Below are 19,573 nucleotides of genomic sequence, written 5' to 3'. Positions count from 1 at the left end.
AGGTAAGACATGGCCAGCAACAGCAAGAATCAAGACATCGTTGAACTGATCATCAAGGGGCAGGATGAGTATTCGGACGTATCCGAGGAAGTCCGCCAGGAGCTTGAAGAACTGGCGACCCAAGCGGGGGAAACACGCACCCAGTTTGATCAACTTGAACGCTCGCTGGATCTGGCCGAAACCTACCGTGCGCAAGAGGCGGAAGTCTCCCGGCTGGCGCGGGCACAGGCAGAAGCAAAGATCGAGGTCGACCGGCTGACCTTGGCCAACAAGGAGGCCAAGGGCGAAAACATCGAAGTGGTTGAAGCGCTGGCGCGTGCTCGTGCCGAGCTGGGCTCATACCGCACGGCCACCAACCGTGCCCAGAAGGCGCTGGATAAAACCAAAGACTCCATGCGCCAGTACGGTGTATCGCTTGAGCAGGTCGAGCAAAGCCAGACCGAGATGAAGGATTCATCCTCGCAACTGGCTGACGAGCTGACCGAGTTGCAGAAAAAGCAGGCCAAACTGGTCAGTGACGCACGGGAACAGATTCAGGCGTCCCGTGATAAGGCGCAGGCGCAGCAGCAGTACAACGAAGCCCTGCGACAGCAGAGCAACGCCATGGCGGACCAGTTTCGCAGCTATACCAAACAGCAGGCTGAGCAGCGCAAGGTCAAGGCTGAAACCGAACGCCTGACCCAAGAGCTGCGCGACTTGGCAGCCCAGCTTGAAAAGGGTGATATCAGTTGGGAAGACTTCCGTCGCCGTGCCACTGATGCCGGTCGTGCCGCTGACCTGACACAGAAGCAAGTGGCCGGTGTGCGCCGATCGCTGGAAGGGTTGGTGGTGTCATCCCGTCAGTCTAACCAGGCGTTGCAGGAACAGGCCCGCGAAACCAAACGTGTCGAGCAGGCCACCGAAGATTACCGCTATGAGCTGGAGCGCCTGCTGGAGAAATACCGCGCCGGCAAGATCGACATTGCCGGGTTTGAAAAGGCCGAAGCCCAGCTGCGCCGCAAGATGAAGCTGAATGAACAGCAGGTTGAATCGACCCGGCGTGAAGTAGGGGCATACAGAGAACAGCTAAAAACGCTGCCGCAGGCACAGGCTGCGGCCAGCACCTCAACCGATAAGCTGGCAACCGTAACCAAAGGGCTCGCTAAGGCCTACGCTGTTTTGTTTGCCGCTCAAAAGTCAGTTGAGTTGGCTATGCGTGCCAACCAGGCTTACACCGAAACAGAAGATGCCATGCTTGGGTTGCAGAAAACCACCGAGCTGACCGCCACTGAGGTGAATGGCTTGGTGGCTGAAATGCAGCGACTGTCTGGTGATGTCACCTCTACATCAACCGCTAAGCTGCTGGAGATTGCCGAAGCGGCAGGCCGAATGGGGATTGAGGGCGCTGAAAATATTGCCGCGTTCACACAGTCCATTGATGCGCTGTCATCTGCTAGCGGGTTGGCCGGGGATGAGACTGCCCAAGCAATCGCCCAGATCTTGAACGTAACCGGCGAAGCACAAAAGAATGTTGTGGGCGTGTCGTCGGTTATCGCTGAGCTGGGTAACACCACTGCCACTACAGAAGAACAGATCGTTCACTTTGCCAAACGGCTTGCGACTGATACAGCCTCAGTGCGCCTGACTTCATCTGAAGTGCTCGGCATGTCGGCGAGCTTTGCAGAGATGGGCATGCAGGCAGAGGGTGCCAGTACCGTCATTGGCCGCACCTTCCGCTTCTTGGATGATGCCGTGAAAGGTGGCGGCAAGGGTATGGAAGACCTGCAGCGCGTTACAGGCATGACCGCAAAACAGATTGAGCAGGCATTCGGTCAAGACAAAGTAGGACTGTTCACCAACTTCGTTGCTGGTATCGGCCGCATGCAGGACGGCGGAGAAACCCTGAACGGGATTCTCGACGATATGGGCATCAAGTCTGACGAAAACGCCCGTATCTTGGGTTTGATGTCACAACGCTATACCACCCTGACTGAAAACGTAGAAACCGCCAACAGGGCGTTCGCAGAGGGCGATGCCCACTTTGAGGAAATGGCCAAGAAAGAGGCCGCCCTCAGCAGCAGCATGCAGCGACTGCAGAACCAGATTCAACGTGTAGCAAGCGTGGTAGGTGAGTCATTCTCTGATGACCTGTGGCGCGGGCTTGATGCTGCGGGTGATAAAAGCGAAGAGCTTGAAGAGTCCTTTGCTGAACTGGGTGAAACAGCAGCCGATGTGGTTGAGCAGTTGATTGATATTGGCGAAACCATCGGTGGGGTATTCGAGCCAATCAAGACACTGACCGGCGGTGTTGGCTTGCTTGATGCAGCACTGTCTACGGTTTCATTTGCATTCGACTCGGTATCAGTTGTTGTGAACTCGCTGGTGAAAGCGGTGGCTGAACTGGGTTACGCCTGGAACAAGTTCACCGGTGACACAGATGACATGGAGCAGTGGGCACAGGCTTGGGAAGACGCAGACCAGCGAATCACCAAGTCAATGCAGCGCCAAACCGATGCCGTTAACCGCCTGTCTGGTCAGTCATCCCGTGCGTTCACAGACCTGCGCGACATGTACAACGAAAACCGCGATGCGCTGGCGCGGATGGACGAAGAGCAGCGCAACGCCGTTGAAACCATCATTAACAGCACCGGATACATTGAAGGCAATGATGCGGCGTACAGGAAGCTGACTGAAGCGATGCGCCGGGCAGCTGCCGAAAAAGAGATACTGGATGGGCTCACCCAAAAAGAAAACAAACTGCTCAGTGATCACATAGCCCTGTTGCGTTCACAGGGACTTGAAGAGGCAGAAGCGCTTCAGATCGCACAGCAGGCAGCCATCAAGCGCAGGCAGGAAGTCGAGAAAACCGGCGAGTCCCAGAAAACGGCTGCGCAAAAAGCGCAGGAGGCGATACAGCAATATGAAGAGTCTCAGCAGCAGGCGTTTGCTAAAGCACAACAGCTGGCTACCACGCAGGCTGGCGCTTGGGAGGCACTTGGACTGGATGTAAAAGAGGTAACCGGTGCACTAACCGAGCAGGGCCAGGTTGCCGTCACAGCCTTTGAAACCATCGCCACCTCCGGCCAAGCCAGTGCCGATCAGATCATGCTCGCATTCTCTTCAGCTCTGGCAAATGCCAAGACAGAGCAGGATGTTAAAGCCCTTGAAGAAGCCTTGATCAAAATGGGCAACAGCGGTCATTTGATGGCGATGTACGTTGCCGAGGGGCTTGAAGTATCAAAGCTCCGAGCAGAGCAGTTGGCTGACACGGTCACAACCGCACTCGACCGAAGCTTGCAGGTGCTGGGTGTCGATATCACCAAGATCAAAACCGGCTTTACCGAGATGGGCCGAGAAGCGCTGGATGCGTTCGATGCTGTCCAGACTGAGCTCAAGCGCACTGGCGTGACCGGCAAAGAGGCTGCCGAGATCACAGGGGCTGCATTCGATAAAACGCTGGCGCGGATCAGTACCTCGAAAGGTCTGGATGAACTAAAGAAAAAACTCAAAAAAGCAGCAGAAGATGGCACGATCAGCTGGGAGGAGTACCGTAAAAAGCTCAAGGAGATAGAAGAAAAGTACGATGACCTGAAAAAGGCATCAAAGGACAGTATCGACGCGCAGGAAAACGACCTGAAGCGACTCGCTAACCAGGCAGGCAAAACAGCGAAGTCGTTCAAAGATAAAGCCTCATTCACAGAAAGTGATACTGCCGCAAACAAGGAAAACGCTGCAAGCACAGAAGAGCAGACCGACTCATTGGGAAGTTATACCCACGCCCTCTTCATGGCCGGCAAGTCACAAAAAGAATTTGCTGAAATGGGCAGTCAGATGGCGTCGGAATTTGATCGTATCTGGCAAGAGATTGAAAACGAGTACAAAGGCAAGGAACTGCCGGGTATTCCTTCTGGCGCCTATCTCGCTGAGATGAAAAAGGCCGAAACAGCCATGAATAAAATGGCAGAAGAGTCTATTCATCGCTGGAACCAGCAAGAACAAGCCATCCGCCGCGTAGAGGCCGCGCTCGAATCCGGCCAGCGCATGAGTGAATCGGTACTGGATGGCTTGGACCTGATCGACAGCCAGCGACTCGAAGGCGTCCGTTCAGCTATTCGCAGCATGAACGAAGAGGCTCGGCAGGTAGAAGAATCGCTCAAAGGTACAGTGGCAAGCCTGCAACAGCAATTGGCCGACCTTAGAGGCGACCGGGAGCGCTCAGAGCAGCTGGCGCATGAGCAACAGATGCTCAAGCTGCGCGAGCAGTACGAAGAAGCCAAGGAAAAAGGTGGCAATGAGGCTGTCAGGGCTGCGCGTGAAGCCATGAACCTGCAGGAGCAGATCCACCAGGAGCGCATGAAACAGGTACGCGAGCAGAAGCAAGCAGACGAAGCCCGTAAACGCGAACAGCAAACAGCCGAAAGCCAGGCACCTGCCGCCGATAACTCGCCAGTCGGCAACGCACCTCAGTCGCAATCACCAAGACCTGAAAACCGCGTACCGGATAGAGTTGTCCGTCTGCAGCTTTCAACTCCTGGAGGCGAAATGGCCGAAGGCGACTTTACCGAGCAAAACGCTGACCGCTTCCTGCGGGCCTTGAGCGAAGCGGGCGCTGTAGTGAAATAAAGGCGCTCAACAGACAACCACCGCCAACCGCGTTACAAAGATCACCTGTATGGATAAACAGGTGATCTATGGCTATTACCCTCGACGGGCTTGAACTGCCGGCAGACCTTGAATGGCAGGACGAATTCGATTGGCAACCGGTGGCGCACTCATCTGAGCGCAGTCTGACCGGCAAGCTGTTGATCGAAGAGGCCCCGCTGATCAAAGGCCGGCCCGTCACCCTGTTTGGTGGTCCGAACGCCTGCTGGGTGCCGCGCTCGCTGGTGCAGGCACTCAAGGCCATGGAATCCATCCCGTCTGACCCACAACAGCCCATGATGCTCGACTTTCACGGCCAGCAGCTGCTTGTTATCTGGAACCGTGCCAACGGCCAACCGGTTGAAGCCAAACCCGTTCAGCGCATCCGCAACCCCGGCGAAACCCACAAGTATTACATCACCCTGCGGCTCATGGAGGTTGCCTAATGTCCCCTGATCCGATCAACCACATCATCGAGATCAAGCAGCAGCTGGGCAATCTGCGTGCGCACCATGAATCCGAGCGCGAAACCAGCAGGCAACTGCGTGTGCAGCAAGAGGAAATCAAGAAGTCGGTAAGCGACATCCTGACCCGCTTGGCAGCCATGCCCGACGAAGAACACCAGGAGCATCACCAGTTCGTGAAAACCATGATCCGCGAATACGAACAGCGACAGCAGCTACGCGCCGCCGTGATCAATAAGATCGCAACCGGCGGAGCGTGGGCACTGGTCGCCGGGCTGGCAACGCTGGTCTGGTACGGCATCAAACACAAAACAGGAGTGGGCGAATAAATGACCATCCTCAGCACCGACATCAAACTCATGGCCTCCGAGCGCCTGACCGACAACGAAGACGGCGGTGGCCAGATGAGCGCCGTCGAGATCCAAGACGGCGTGGTCAACAACCTGTTCCCAGACATTTCACGCCTCGACCGCACCTACGGCCGCGTAAACCTGCGCAAGCTGTACCTCGCCGTGCGTACCGCCAACCGCGATATCTACTACGGCAGCCACGCTATCATCACTGATCCGCCCGATGATCCGAACGTCAGCGTCTTGATGTTTACCACCGGCAGCTATACCGACGAGCGCACCAGCGCACGCGACCGCATCGAGAGTTACGTGGTGGTAGGCCCGGTCACCCGTTACACCGTGCTGGGTGATCAAATTGAGGGGCAACGCCTGCTGCGGATGTACGCTATGCCCGAGGCTGAACTACCCAAAATCGGGGATGTATATGCGCTGTCAGAAGAAGATGACGAAGGTAACCCAATAGCCGAATTGCAGTACGTCCGCGTGAAAGAAACAAGTGGAGAACTGCAGCAGTTTGAAGATGATATAGGGGTGTTTACCCGGAAGATTGTTACCGTCGGCATCAGCGATGCACTGCGTCGCACGTTTAAAGGGGCAGTTGCTGTATTGCGTGAGACAAACAGCCATGAGTCACCAACCCGATTTCGCGACACCACGGTAGCGGATGCATCCAAATACTACGGCATTGTGCAGCTGGACCAGCCCACGCAGCCAGGCGATATGAACATCAAGGCCAAAACCATCTATGGTCAGCTGGTGCCCAGCGCAACCGCCGAAAGCCCTGTTTCCGATCTTCCCGCAGGCCACAATAACGCCAACTTGGTAGCCTCCGGCGCACCCTACACCGTCACCACCACCGTGACCGGCGGGCGCTGCGCCTTTGGCCGCCCCGTTGTGCCGGGTAGTGTCAGCATCAGCAACCTGAGCGATGACAAACTGGGCACCCTGCGCGACGGCGGCGGCGCCGACCGGGGTCAGATCGACTACAACACCGGTCTGCTTTCAGGCCTTTCACTCAGCGGCGTCCAAACCATCACCGCCACACCCGCTACCGCCGTGGCCGAGCCGTCCATGACCGCTGCAGTACCGATCAGCCTTGCAAACCGGGGTTACAACTACGTTCAAACCCTGTTCCCGATCCCCTCGCCGGGCACACTGGTGGTGGACTACATGGCCGAGGGCAACTGGTACCGCATGTACGATGACGGCACCGGCCAACTGCAGGATGAGCACGGCGGTACCGCCAACATCAACTTCGTCACCGGCACCGTAGTCGCCACACTGGGCGGCCTGCCGGACGTAGACAGTTCGGTGATTTTTTCATGGGCTACACCGGCGCACTACGAAGAACGCACCACCGATCCTGACGTACAACTGCCCTACATGGCTGTGATCGTAGGCGCACAAGAGATCCTGCCCGGTAGCTTGACCATGAGCTGGGAGGCCGGCGGCGTAACCAGAACTACAACCGACAACGGCACAGGTGATCTGACCGGCGATGCCGAGGGCCGGGTGATTTACGGATTGGGTCAAATTGGTTTCCGGCCGTTGCTGGTACCGGCAAGTGGCGCAACACTCACAATCGAATACCAGCGCGGCGCCCAGCAGGTCGAAACCATCACCAGCAGCGAATACACCCGTGCTGGTGATAATGCCGTGTTCACCTTGCCAGGCGCACCCCTGCGACCCGGTACCGCGAATCTGGAACTTCCACGCGCATGGACCCGCACAGTCGTGAAAGAGGGCGGAATGCTCGGCCCCAGTACGGGCACCACCCAGACCGACCATGCGGGCACAGACATCATTCAGTATTCAGACAACGCAGATGGTACGCTCACGGGCGGCGGTACCATTAACTACACTACCGGCGAAGTCAGCATCCCTGTTTCGGCCACATCCACCGAAATCACCAGTGGCGGCACGCGTACAACAACCAACACCTGGGACATATCTGGCCCCATCACGGCGCGTTACCAGCTCGACAGCGTCATACCCGACGACATGACAGAAACCGCCGAACTGCCCGATGCTCGCATCGACCTGCTGCCCACCATCCGCCGCTTTATTGTGCCCGGTAGCGTGGAGTTCCAGTGGGGCGGGGAAACCTACATCGACCGCGAAGGCACCCTCTACAACCAGTGGAGCCGCGAAACCGGCGCAGCGACCATGGCGGGGAGCATCGACTACAGCACCGGCATCGTCAGCTTGTACGGCTACGCAGGCGGCCACAGCAACACGCTTCAGATCCGCACGCTGCTGGCCCGGTACGAACAAAGCCCCACGGTTGCAGGCGTCTACTTCCGCACTCCCGGCGCACCGCTGCGACCGGCGAGCATCTACGTCAGAGCCGTGCGCCCAGACGGCAATGTCATTAGCGCGACCGCGTCCCTGACAGGCACAATTGACACCGACACCATGGAGGGCACCGTCAACTACGAAACCGGCATCATGGACCTGCAGTTCCGCGAATACCTGACAGCCGGCGAAGTGCCAGCCGCACTCATGGCACTGCCCGGCTGGGCCGATGACGCACTGGTGACCGAAGGCCCACACGCAGGCAAGTACCGCGTGGCCATCGCCGTCGATGCCAGCACCATCAAATACAACGCCGTGGTCTACACCCAGATGCCCCTGAGCGCCGATGTGCTGGGTTTGGACCCGGTACGCCTACCGATGGATGGCCGTGTCCCCATCATCCGCTCCGGCGACGTGGTCGTGGTGCACAGCACCCAGACCGACACATTACCGAACCCCGTCAGCGCTGGGCAGGCCATTACCCTGAGCCGCGACAAGCTGGCCAGCGTGGTGCTGGAAGACAGCGAGGGCGCCAAGCTGGATGCTGCCCTCTACACCACCAACCGCGAAACCGGCACCGTCACAATGGCCGACCCGCTGGACCTGAGCGCCTACACCCAGCCGCTGATCGCCCGCCACCGCGTCGAGGACATGGCACTGGTGAACGAGGCGCAGATAAACGGCCAGCTCAGCCTTGTGGGCAGCATCAGCCGCGCCTACGACCCGGCCGATACCTGGGTTTCCAGCGCCATGATCTTTGGCGATCTGGGCAGCCGTGTCCATCACCAGTTCAGCCAAGCCACCTGGACCAACGTCTGGTCAGACGAACGCATCGGCAATCCGACCACCGCACAATACAACGACCTGCTGTACCCGATTCAGGTGGACAACAAAAACAGCATCCGTGAACGCTGGGCGATCATTTTCACCAGCGCGACCACGTTTAACGTAGCGGGTGAAGTTAGCGGTGTAATTGGCACCGGCAATACCAGTGAGGACTGCACCCCACTGAATCCCACCACCGGAGAGCCGTACTTTATTGTGCTGTCTGCAGGCTGGGGCAGCGGCTGGGCCACCAACAACGTGCTGCGGTTTAACACCGATGCCGCCCACGCGCCGATCTGGGTCGCCAGGACCACCATCAGCGGGGCCGCCACGCACAACGACGACTCGTTCAAGATTGAAGCCAGGGGGGATGCAGACTGATGATTCTTGTTAATGGTAGAGAGCTGGGGCTGATTGCCGCCGGGATGCAGCACGCCGTTGGCGTTAAGGCGGACAGTACGGTCGTTGCGGTTTCAGGCACCGCCAGCTACATCAACGGCATCGGGGGATGGAGCGACATCGTGCAGGTCGCCGCCGGGGGGGCTCACGCCGTTGGCCTAAAGGCGGACGGCACCGTTGTGGGCGTAGGCACCGCTGGCTACATCAACGGCATCGTGAGCTGGGGCGACATCGTACAGGTCGCCGCAGGGGACCGGCACACTGTTGGTTTGAAAGCGGACGGCACCGTTGTGGGCGTAGGCACCCTCTCTGCCTCCATCAACGGCATCGAGAACTGGAGCGACATCGTACAGATCGCCGCCGAGTGTAATAGTAGGCAAACTATTGGTCTGAAGGCGGACGGCAGCGTGGTGGGCGTAGGCACCGCCACCTACATCAACGGCATCGAGAACTGGAGCGACATCGTACAGATCGCCGCAGGGGGACAGCACACCGTTGGCCTGAAGGCGGACGGCAGCGTGGTGGGCGTAGGCACCGCCACCTACATCAACGGCATCGAGAACTGGAGCGACATCGTACAGATCGCCGCAGGGGGACAGCACACCGTTGGCCTGAAGGCGGACGGCAGCGTGGTGGGCGTAGGCACCGCCACCTGCATCGACGGCATCGGGAGCTGGAGCGACATCGTGCAGGTCGCCGCCGGGGGGCAGCACACCGTTGGCCTGAAGGCTGACGGCACCGTGGTGGGTGTTTCAAACAACGCCAGCTACATCAACGGCATCGACCAATGGCAGCTCAGTATCGGCCAATACTACCCCATCAGCGGCATCACCAGCATCGACGGAACACCCACCCCTATGACCGTCCGCGCCTACGAGGCCGATACGGGCGCTTTAAAAATCGAAACCCAGTCCGACGCCAACGGCCAGTACACCCTGCACCTGCCCAAGTGGTACAACGGCTACATCATGGCGATCCCACCCGAAGGGCATCGCCCGATGGCGCACGGGCCGATCACCCCACCACCCGACGACACCCAGGTATAAGGAGCTGACCCATGCACCAGCCAAGCACCGCACTGCTGGCAGCCCGATCCGCTGCCACCCTTAACCTGATTGATGCCGACGCAGCCCCAGGTGGGCTGCAGATCTGGAGCGGGGGAGAGCCAGACCTGGGCCGCGATGTGACCAGCATCCCCGCCCACGCCACCAGCACAGCCTACACCGAAGGCGACTACGTGACCGCCGGACTACACTACTACCGCGCCGAGAACAGCGGCACCAGCGCCGGCACCGCACCTACATGGCCGACCGATGGCGGCACCGTGGCCGACAACGACATCACCTGGCAGGACATGGGTGAAATCCCCGCACTGCTGGGCACGCTGCCGTTCACCCAACCTGCCGGGACCATCAGCGGCCACACCCTGACCCTGACCGTAGCAGGCACCCCAACCGCCAGCCAAAGCGGCACCGCCACTTGGGCACGGATCGTCAACGGGGCGGACGGGCTGGTCTACCAGGGCGACTGCGGAACCATCGGCAGCGGGGCGTTTGTTGAGATGGGCACCACCAACGTGGTTGCGGGCGGGGAGCTTCGGGCCGACACCCTCAACATCGACGGGTAAGCGATGCAGACCTACTACACGCCCGCCCACCACCAGCTCGATCTGGCGCAGGAGGGCAGCTACACTCCACCGGGAGCCGACAGCACCGCGTTTGAGCTGCCGTACCGGACACCGCTGCCCAACGCCCTGAACCTGGACAACCCGAGCGGTTACGAAGCACCCCCGGCGTACATCGTCGCATTTCCGGCCGATTACCAGACCCCAGCCCATGACCAGCTCCACCTGGACTGCCCGGCCGGGTACGCGGCACCAGCCGCTGACGCCTGCAATTTCGGCTTCCCGGTACTGCCGCCTGAGTTCATCGGCCTGAGCATCAACGCCACAGCCCCGGCCAGTACCACCCAGATCCGCCTGAGCGTCCTCAACCCCGGCACCACCCTAAGCATCAATGCAGCCGGGCCAGCGTCCAGCCTGCACCTGCAGATCAATCCAACCGCACCAGCAACCCGCCTAAGCATCAACGCCCATGCACCCAGCAGCCAAAGCCAGATCCGCATTGATGCCGAGGTGCCGGTTTATCCGATCAGCATCAATGCCACCGGTCAGGCCGCTACCGTCAGTATCCGCGTAGAGTGGGGCCAGCGCATCCCCGGCGCATCCCTGACCACCGAGGGTGGGGGCTTCGGCACCCGTATGGGCTGGAACGATGCACCCAGCAAGCCGCAGCAGTACCACGGTCAGTGGCAGAACGCCGAGCGTGTAAACCAGACCACCGGCAGCACCTGGGAAGACGCCCAGCGAATAGACAGCCACACAGACCTGCCGCACAACCAAATGCAGCAGCTCGACGGTACCGACCAACTGCCGTGGGGCACCTTCGATAGCGCCGACCGAGACAACCAACAGGGCTACACCCAACCACCGGCGCTTGACTTGCGACAGGCAAAGCCTTGGGGTGATTTCGAGCACACTCCAGCAGCCGAGCCGCAATCCCAGTACATATACCCGCCCGCAAAGGATCGTGGGCAGCAGCAGCCGTGGTTCAGCACCGAACTGTTTCAGCCACGCACTTACTGGGTGCCAGCACCGCCAAAAGAGTGGCCGCCGCTGCAGCCGGGCACGTACACCCAAGCAGCTACAGGCGCCGATCTGGACTGCCCCAGTGGATACGACCAGCCGCAACCGAGCAGCTATCTGGAATGGACCAACAGCGGACAGTGGCAGCGCTGGCACTACCGGAACGTGAATTTTGGGGAAGTGACCGAGGAAGATGTTACAGATCCAGTGCCATGGCCACCCAACCCCGTCGAAGCCAACCGGCCCAGCGACAGCGCATGGGTCGGGGCACATGACCAGATGCAGCACAGCGACCTGGAAACCGAACACCCCTGGGGGGCAGGGAGTTGGAGCCGCCCGACGCCAGACTATGGATGGGATGGAGGCTGGGACAACGAACAGCCCGAACCCGCCGAGCGACCCCAGCAGCCGATCATACACGAGGTCTACCTGTTTATGCCGAACATCACCCTATACCGGCTGCCTGACGGCACCGAGTTTGAGGCCACCCAGTGCGTCTGGAGTACCGACCGCGACTCTTGGGGCTGGCGCTTCACCGCCAATTTGAAGCGCGACGCCGATCTGGCGATCATCAAGCCCACCAGCAACGGGCTGAAAGAGATCGCATGCGAGATTAACGGCCACACCTTCACTGCTTTGGTGGAGTCCTATGGCCGCAACCGGCAGCACGGCAATACTGGCTACACGATCAGTGGCCGTAGCCGCACTGCATGGCTGTCAGACCCTCATGCGCCGTTGCGCAGTAAGGCCTTGACTGCGGCTTACAGCGCCGCTGCACTGGCCGAGCAGGAACTGGCCAACACAGGGTTTAGTTTGCAATGGAACGCCCAAGACTGGTTGATTCCCGCCGGCAGCTACAGCTATAACCAGCTCAACCCCATCTCGGCAATCAAGCGCCTGGCCGAAGCCGCCGGCTACATGCTGCAGAGCCACCCAGAGTTGAAGCAACTGATCGTCAGCCCGCGTTACCGCGTGGACCCGCACAATTGGAGCCAGCCGACCACCGCACTCGATGCAATTCTGCCTTCTGATTTCATTATTCAGGAAAGCGGGGGTTTCAGGGAGAAGCCAGCCTACAACCGCGCCATCGTCACCGGAGGGCTAGCCGGAGGCGTGATTGTTACTGTCACCCGCGACGGCACAGCAGGCGATATCCTCGCCCCAATGGCCACCGATGACCTGATCACCCATAGCGACGTAGGATATCAGCGATGCCGGGCACTGATTGCGGAAGGCGGCACCTGGGAGGAGATGAACATCACCACAATGCTGACCCAATCCGGACAAGCACCGGGACTGTTGTTGCCAGGGCATCTGGTGGAGATCCAAGACACAGACGACACCTATCCGGTCATAATTGACGGAACCAGCATCACCGCCACCAGCAGTGATACCGAGATCAAAGTACGGCAGCAGCTGGGTGTGCAGAGGCGTATGGCGTAAAGCTGTATACTGATATCACATGAGTTGGAGCGAGAAGATGAAAGAACTGACCAACGAAGAGCTACAAGCGATCGCCAGGCACGCATGTAGCACAGAGATAGAAGAGTGGGATTTGATTTCTCCTGGCCACCAGGAGGAGTCTATCCAGGCATGGATTAGCGGGTTTAAATCTGCACTGGCCTTGGCGCAAAAAACCATGTGCAGTGAGGCCGAAGCTGACCTGCTGAAGCACCTGGCAGAGAAGTATGACCCTGATTCATCTATCCTTGAATGCCCTCTGTGCACCTATGAAGCCTTGTGGGATCTGGAAGCCACAGAAGGTGGAAGAGAAGCGTTTGAGGCTGCTTACCCGGATATGCTGAAGAGAAAACGCCGTGGCTAACATCTGGAAGCAGTTTGAGAACCTACTGGAGCGGGACGCCACGCTGGTGGCAGAGGTGATCAGTATCAACCCCAGCAACGTGACTGTGGAGCTGCTGAGCGGCGATAGGGTAAACGTGCGCGATGGTGGAGTGGGGGCCGCGGCGGGGGAAATTGTGTTTATCAGAGGCGGGGAGGTGGTGCAGAAGACTCAGGCACTTCCGAGGCACAATCTAATCCTGTACTAATTGCTTTTTAGCGACTCAAGCGTTTCGATGAACTCAGAAAAAACGGTAATCAAGTCTTTTTTTCGACGTATCTCTACCTGCTGAGCAGCTCTCATTTCTTTAGGCATATTGTCGCGCCACATCGCTCTCAGCAGAGCTTCTTCCACTTTTAAAGACGCCTTCTCAGAAGCAAGCAGCTCTTTGTATAGAGCGATTTTCTCCTCAAGCATTATATCAATCCTTTCTTTATGTCCGACTCAATTATGAGTGTCGCTTGTCGCAACGCGAAAGCTACGGACTCAGGCGTAGGTTCTGCTATCACAACAGCGAGGTGTCTGTCGTTATCCCAATCAATACGCAGCTCTGGCTTTTCGTCAGGCCGTGTAACAATGAATATCTTCTGAAGTTCTGTCATAGCTGTCTCCTTATTGATATAGCCCGTGCGATGTACGTGCGAAAAGTGCGAAACCTTTAGCTGGTCATCAGAAAGAGATAGAAAAACAGGTCGCTCGTAACATGCTGAATTTGCTGTCCTATCTCTTTCTATGTGTTTCTGAATTACAGCCCCAGCTTGCTTGCCACGTAATCCGCGTCTTTGTCGCGTGGCGTATGTGCACGGCTGCTTTTTCCGTTTTTTCCTTCTTAAAACTATTCTGCAACCTTTTGTTTTATAATGCCAGTTAGTGGTCTTTTTTACTGCTTTGTATAGAGCCATTTTTGTATATAAGGTATTGTTTTGAAAGAGAAAGCTTCTGTTTTGTTCGTTTGCTTAGGCAATATCTGCAGATCACCAACGGCACATGGCGTGTTTGAGCATTTGTTGAGTCAAGACAATGGCGGCATGAGGGTTGATGTTGACTCGGCGGGTACCGGTGACTGGCATGTTGGCAAGGCGCCGGACCCACGTACTCGAGCCGCAGCGGCACGGCGGGGGTACTCACTTGAGCACTTGCGTGCTCGGACCGTTGAGGATGAGGATTTTGGTCGGTTTGACTATATTCTGGCGATGGATGACGCCAACCTGCGCGAGCTTCGCAGGCGCTGTCCTACAGACTTTCGTGGCCATCTTGGCCTGTTTCTGGAATTTGCAGCCAACAGCCGTGTTCGCGAAGTGCCAGACCCCTATTACACCTCCGGTGAACAAGGCTTCGATGAGGTACTCGATTTGGTAGAGGCGGCTTCTGCAGGCCTGTTGCGACACCTGCGCTCTGGTGGGTGCCGTGACTGAATCGCTACAATTCAGGACTGAATATCCCTTGCAGGCCCTGAATACGTTCGGGCTGCCAGCAGTGGCTGAGTACTACACTGAAATTCATGCCGCTGATCAGTTGAAGCAACTGGAGCAGTGGTTGAAACATCACCCTATGCCGCTGTTGCTGCTTGGTGGCGGCAGCAATCTGGTGCTGGCTGATCGTGTGCCGGGGCTTGTTGCGCGGATAATGATTCGTGGGTGGCAATTGTCTGACCTGCCGGGAGATCATGTCCGTTTGCGTGTAGGGGCCGGGGAAAATTGGCATGCAACAGTTGAAAGGTCAATCAGGCAGGGACTCTACGGACTTGAGAATCTTGCCCTGATACCTGGAACCGTTGGAGCGGCACCGGTACAAAATATCGGTGCCTACGGGGTTGAGCTGAAGGATCGAATCAGTGCAGTCGAAGTGTTTGATCGACACGAGCACCGCCAGCGTGACCTGACCCCAGAGGCGTGTCGATTTGGTTACCGAGACAGCCTGTTTAAAAGCAGTGAGCCTGAGCGGTACGTTATCACGGCTGTGGAGTTTTGCCTTGCGCGGCAGTTCACAGCGGAAGTGAGCTATGCAGGCCTGAGAGATGGGCTTGGCGACGGTCCTGTCACATCGGAGCGTGTATTCGATACAGTGTGTAGAATCCGTCGTACGAAACTGCCTGACCCCTTAGACATCGGTAATGCCGGCAGCTTTTTCAAGAACCCGGTGGTATCGGTTGAGAAGTATGAGCAACTGAAGCATCGGTTCCAGAATCTCGTTGCCTATGCTGACACCGGTGGTTATAAACTGGCTGCAGGCTGGCTGATCGATCAATGTGGTCTGAAAGGGTTTGCCCTCGATCGCGCTGGCGTGTTTGCCCAGCAAGCGCTGGTGCTGGTAAATCTTGGCGCTGCTCACCGTGAGGATATTGAACATCTATCCATGCATGTGCAAAAGGTGGTGCAGGAGCGTTTCGGCGTCATTCTGGAACCGGAGCCACGTTTTTATCCCTGATCGCAATGTGCAGTAACTAACGGATAAAAAAAACCGCAGGGGCGTTCGCCGCTGCGGTTTTTTTATCTGTGAGCTTTACAGGTCACCGTCCTTATTGTCTGCCTGCTGACGACGGCGCACTTCGCGTGGGTCATTGGGCGCACGACGAGCACGGCGGCGAGACACGGGCTTGGTAGACGCTGTATCGTCTGCCTCGGCCTTTGTCTCATTGGCTTCAGTTTCAGCTTTTTCTTCGGCTGCAGCAGGCTGCTGATTATCAGACTCAGACTCAGACTCAGACTCAGACTCAGCTGGCTGCAGCTCCGCTTTTACCGCAAGAGTTTCCACTGTAGCCGGGTCTATTTCTGCAGCCTCATTCCGGTTCGCTTCCTGATCACTGTGCTGATCGGTAGCGGGGGACTCAACAGCCACCTTGGGTGTGTCGTCCTCGCTCTGGGCAAACAGTTCGACAGCGGTGTCAGGTACTGACTGCACTGATTCTTCAACCATTTCTGCAGCCGAACTGTTTTCGGCATCAGTCGCAGGCTGGGTCTGTTCTGCATCGGCAGTCTTATCCTGACGAGACTTGCCACGACCACGACGGTCACGTCCACGTGAACGACTGGAGCGCTTTCGCTCGCTGCTGTTATCGGCCTGCTCGTTGCTTTCCGCTTCAGTGGCAGTGTCGACTGAAGCAGACTGCTCGGCTGCTGCAGCTTTTTCTACAGCAGAGGGCTGTTCATCAGCTGGCTCGGCTTCCGTGGCAGATGATGTCGCAGTCTCTTCCGGTGCTGGTACATCCGGCACTGCTTCAGCAGAAGTGGCTGCCGAAACGGCTTCCTCTTTGGTAGACGACTCTTGTTGTGCTGTCGAAGGCTCGTTTTCGATAGCCAAGGTCTCTACCGCTTCAGTGGCTGTCTCAGCGACTTGCGGCTTGGCGGCAGCGTGTACCTGCTCTGCAGAATCGTGCATCGCTGCAGGGCTGACCTCGGCCGTCACCACTTCAGTTTGCTCAGCAGCATCATCAGGCACTGCCAAGGTAGCATTGGTGATCTTGTCTTCAGCAAGCAGAGTCTGAATTTCGTCTTCAGCCTTTTCGTCACGCATTTCCTGAGGTAGAGGTGTACGAGTGGCGCTGCGTTGTTCGGTGTTACGACGACGGCGTCCACGACGACGGCTGCGGCTGCCTTCTTCTGTTACCTCGGCCTGGGGTGCTTGAGATTGCAGTGCCTCAGACTTGCTTTCAGGTGTATTACTGCTCTGGTTGTCCTCAGCTGCGGTATTCTCCTGACGGGGTGACTGCTCATCGCGACGGTTGCGACTGCGACGGCGGCGGCTGCGGCCATTGTTTTCTTTCTTGTCTTTGTCTCCGTTGCCGGTTTCGCCAATCGGTGGCAGATTGGCATCACGTTCAACCGTAATCACCTCATCGCTGTCACGACGCTCACGGCTGTTGCGGCGACGATCATTCTCGCGGCGCTCGCGTGCGCGGCGCTTATTGTCACGACCGCTGTCACGATTGCCTCGGCTGGTGCGGTTGTCGTTTGCATCATTATTGCCTGAGATACTGGGCTGTGCTTCCTGCTTATTATCCTTGGCTGGAGCAGACTCGGCCTTGCCTCCGAACAGAGTGCGCAATGTAGTCAGTACGCGTTCACCAAAAGAAGCCGAAGCGGCGGCAGGTGCTGCTGTGACAGACGGGGTCTGGGCAGTGGGCTTTTCAGGAGCTGCCACGGGAGTGTTTGCTTCGGTTTTTCCCTGTGGTGCGCGAGTGGGTGGTACAACCGCTTTCACGGCAGCCTGCTCGCGCTTCACCGGCACGACACGACCAGGATCAGGTGTTTCTACCTCGATCTCTGGCTGCAGGGTGTAGCTCGCATCATGGGTGGTGGCAATTGTATGATCGTCACGCAGGCGAACCACTTCGTAGTGCGGTGTTTCCATGTTCGGGTTGGGTACGATAACGACACGCACCTGATGACGCAGTTCGGCGTTGTGCACCTCATGACGTTTTTCGTTGAGCAGATAGGTGGCAACGGTGACTGGCAGGATGGCACGAATCTGTGATGTGCGATCCTTGGAGGATTCTTCTTCAATCAGGCGCAGAATCGACAGTGCCAGTGATTCCGTATCGCGAATAGTCCCCTGACCGTGGCAGCGCGGACAGACCATGCCACGAGACTCACTCAGTGAAGGACGAAGACGCTGACGTGACATTTCAAGCAGACCGAAGCGTGAAATTCGTCCCATCTGAACGCGGGCGCGGTCAAGTTTGAGTGAATCGCGCAGGCGGTTCTCCACTTCACGCTGGTTTTTGATCGGCGTCATATCGATGAAATCGATTACGATAAGTCCGCCGATATCACGCAGGCGAAGCTGGCGTGCGATCTCCTCGGCCGCCTCCAGGTTGGTCTGTAATGCGGTTTCTTCGATGTCACCACCGCGAGTTGCGCGGGCAGAGTTGATGTCGATAGATACCAGCGCTTCAGTGGGATCGATAACAATGGAGCCACCGGAAGGCAGTTTGACTTCGCGTTCAAACGCGGTCTCGATCTGGCTTTCAATCTGGAAGCGGTTGAACAGCGGAGTCTGCTCCTTGTACAGCTTGATGCGGTTCTCATAACTCGGCATCACCTGCTGTGCAAACAGAACGGCCTGTTCGTAAACGGTTGGGTTGTCAATCAGCACTTCGCCGATGTCAGCGCGCAGGTAATCACGGATGGCGCGAATGACCACGTTGCTTTCCTGATAGACCAGGAAGGGGGCGGGGCGCTGATTAACCTCCTTGACGGCATCCCAAAGGGTGATCAGGTAATCCAGATCCCACTGCAGTTCTTCAGAGCTGCGACCAATGCCAGCGGTGCGCACAATGGCGCCCATACCGTCGGGGATGTTGACACCTGACAGCGCCTCCTTGAGCTGAGCGCGGTCGTCACCCTCGATGCGGCGAGAAATGCCGCCGGCACGTGGGTTGTTCGGCATCAGAACAAGATAGCGACCAGCAAGGCTGATGAAAGTAGTCAGCGCTGCACCCTTGTTACCACGCTCTTCCTTGTCGACCTGCACAATGACTTCAGTGCCTTCCTTGACCATCTCCTTGATATTGGGGCGCTGGCCACGCTCGGGCTGTTTGCAGAAGTATTCGCGGGCGATCTCTTTTAGCGGCAAAAAGCCATGGCGCTCTGCACCAAAATCAACAAAAGCCGCCTCCAGGCTGGGTTCAACCCGGGTGATGCGGCCTTTGTAGATGTTGGCTTTTTTCTGTTCGCGACTGTCAGATTCTATATCCAGATCGAACAGACGCTGGCCGTCAACCAGCGCAACGCGCAACTCTTCGGGCTGAGTTGCGTTGATAAGCATTCTTTTCATGTTATGTGCGTTCTCATAAACGCAACGCTTTACGCCCTTCACAAGCAGAGGGTAAAGAGTCTGATGTCCAGTCTTTGGATCGGCAGCCGCGGGTGGCAGTCTTGCCTGCAGTCACGCAAACGGCGTGCTGCATATCGGCGATGAAGGAAACGCTGACCCATGTCGTTATAGGTTCTGGCTGTGGCTGCCCTGATGGTGCGGGCAGGTTCCTGGTCAGCGTGCGTCTTCACCTCCAACTGGACCTTCCTGTCAGGCGAAGGCCGTGAAAGCGTTACGTAAAAAGTTTGTGATCCCATGTTGGGATCTCAGTATTCTGCCGTGGGTCGGGGTCTTGAGCGGCCACTCATCCTGAATTAAA

General features: G+C 57.7%; 13 protein-coding genes. 11 read left to right on the top strand and 2 right to left on the bottom strand.

Annotation, left to right across the window (positions count from 1 at the left end; genetic code table 11):
- Positions 1–9: 9 nt before the first annotated feature.
- From ACAM29_RS05800 to ACAM29_RS05760, 9 genes are all read left to right on the top strand, one after another.
- Positions 10–4,602, top strand: coding sequence for a phage tail tape measure protein (locus ACAM29_RS05800; RefSeq protein ID WP_369623505.1), 4,593 nt, complete (start codon positions 10–12; stop codon positions 4,600–4,602).
- A gap of 68 nt (positions 4,603–4,670) precedes the next feature.
- Entirely contained in the window at positions 4,671–5,066 is a 396-nt protein-coding gene (locus tag ACAM29_RS05795; RefSeq protein ID WP_369623504.1) for a hypothetical protein, read from the top strand.
- Positions 5,066–5,413, top strand: coding sequence for a hypothetical protein (locus ACAM29_RS05790; RefSeq protein WP_369623503.1), 348 nt, complete (start codon positions 5,066–5,068; stop codon positions 5,411–5,413). The genes ACAM29_RS05795 and ACAM29_RS05790 overlap by 1 nt, the downstream gene beginning before the upstream one ends.
- Positions 5,414–8,935 carry a hypothetical protein gene (locus tag ACAM29_RS05785; RefSeq protein WP_369623502.1) on the top strand — a complete coding sequence of 1,174 codons (3,522 nt, stop codon included), beginning with the start codon at positions 5,414–5,416 and terminating at the stop codon, positions 8,933–8,935.
- On the top strand, positions 8,935–9,999 hold the full coding sequence (locus ACAM29_RS05780; protein ID WP_369623501.1) for an RCC1 domain-containing protein: 1,065 nt from the start codon (positions 8,935–8,937) through the stop codon (positions 9,997–9,999). Before ACAM29_RS05785 ends, ACAM29_RS05780 begins: the two co-directional genes overlap by 1 nt.
- An 11-nt stretch (positions 10,000–10,010) precedes the next feature.
- Positions 10,011–10,580 carry a hypothetical protein gene (locus ACAM29_RS05775; protein WP_369623500.1) on the top strand — a complete coding sequence of 190 codons (570 nt, stop codon included), beginning with the start codon at positions 10,011–10,013 and terminating at the stop codon, positions 10,578–10,580.
- Between the two features lie 3 nt (positions 10,581–10,583).
- On the top strand, positions 10,584–13,040 hold the full coding sequence (locus ACAM29_RS05770; RefSeq protein WP_369623499.1) for a hypothetical protein: 2,457 nt from the start codon (positions 10,584–10,586) through the stop codon (positions 13,038–13,040).
- A 37-nt stretch (positions 13,041–13,077) separates the two neighbouring features.
- Entirely contained in the window at positions 13,078–13,422 is a 345-nt protein-coding gene (locus ACAM29_RS05765) for a hypothetical protein (RefSeq protein WP_369623498.1), read from the top strand.
- A complete protein-coding gene (locus ACAM29_RS05760; protein ID WP_369623497.1) occupies positions 13,415–13,648 on the top strand; it encodes a hypothetical protein in 234 nt (77 codons plus the stop codon). The genes ACAM29_RS05765 and ACAM29_RS05760 overlap by 8 nt, the downstream gene beginning before the upstream one ends.
- Here ACAM29_RS05760 and ACAM29_RS05755 read toward each other — a convergent pair.
- Positions 13,645–13,857 carry a hypothetical protein gene (locus tag ACAM29_RS05755; RefSeq protein WP_369623496.1) on the bottom strand — a complete coding sequence of 71 codons (213 nt, stop codon included), beginning with the start codon at positions 13,855–13,857 and terminating at the stop codon, positions 13,645–13,647. The genes ACAM29_RS05760 and ACAM29_RS05755 overlap by 4 nt on opposite strands.
- A gap of 506 nt (positions 13,858–14,363) precedes the next feature.
- Between ACAM29_RS05755 and ACAM29_RS05750 the strand changes: the two genes are divergently transcribed.
- Entirely contained in the window at positions 14,364–14,855 is a 492-nt protein-coding gene (locus ACAM29_RS05750) for a low molecular weight protein-tyrosine-phosphatase (RefSeq protein ID WP_369623495.1), read from the top strand.
- Positions 14,848–15,867 (top strand): UDP-N-acetylmuramate dehydrogenase, encoded by a 1,020-nt coding sequence (gene murB / locus ACAM29_RS05745; RefSeq protein WP_091824323.1) that lies wholly within the window; start codon positions 14,848–14,850, stop codon positions 15,865–15,867. The genes ACAM29_RS05750 and murB overlap by 8 nt, the downstream gene beginning before the upstream one ends.
- A 75-nt stretch (positions 15,868–15,942) precedes the next feature.
- On the opposite strand, the gene rne is transcribed toward murB, so the two are convergent.
- On the bottom strand, positions 15,943–19,215 hold the full coding sequence (gene rne / locus ACAM29_RS05740; RefSeq protein ID WP_369623494.1) for a ribonuclease E: 3,273 nt from the start codon (positions 19,213–19,215) through the stop codon (positions 15,943–15,945).
- Positions 19,216–19,573 lie beyond the last annotated feature (358 nt).

Source organism: Marinobacterium sp. BA1, from assembly GCF_041155135.1.
Lineage (GTDB): Bacteria > Pseudomonadota > Gammaproteobacteria > Pseudomonadales > Balneatricaceae > Marinobacterium > Marinobacterium iners.
The sequence above is the reverse complement of the archived record's forward strand: the minus strand, read 5'-3'. Positions and strand labels throughout refer to the sequence as shown.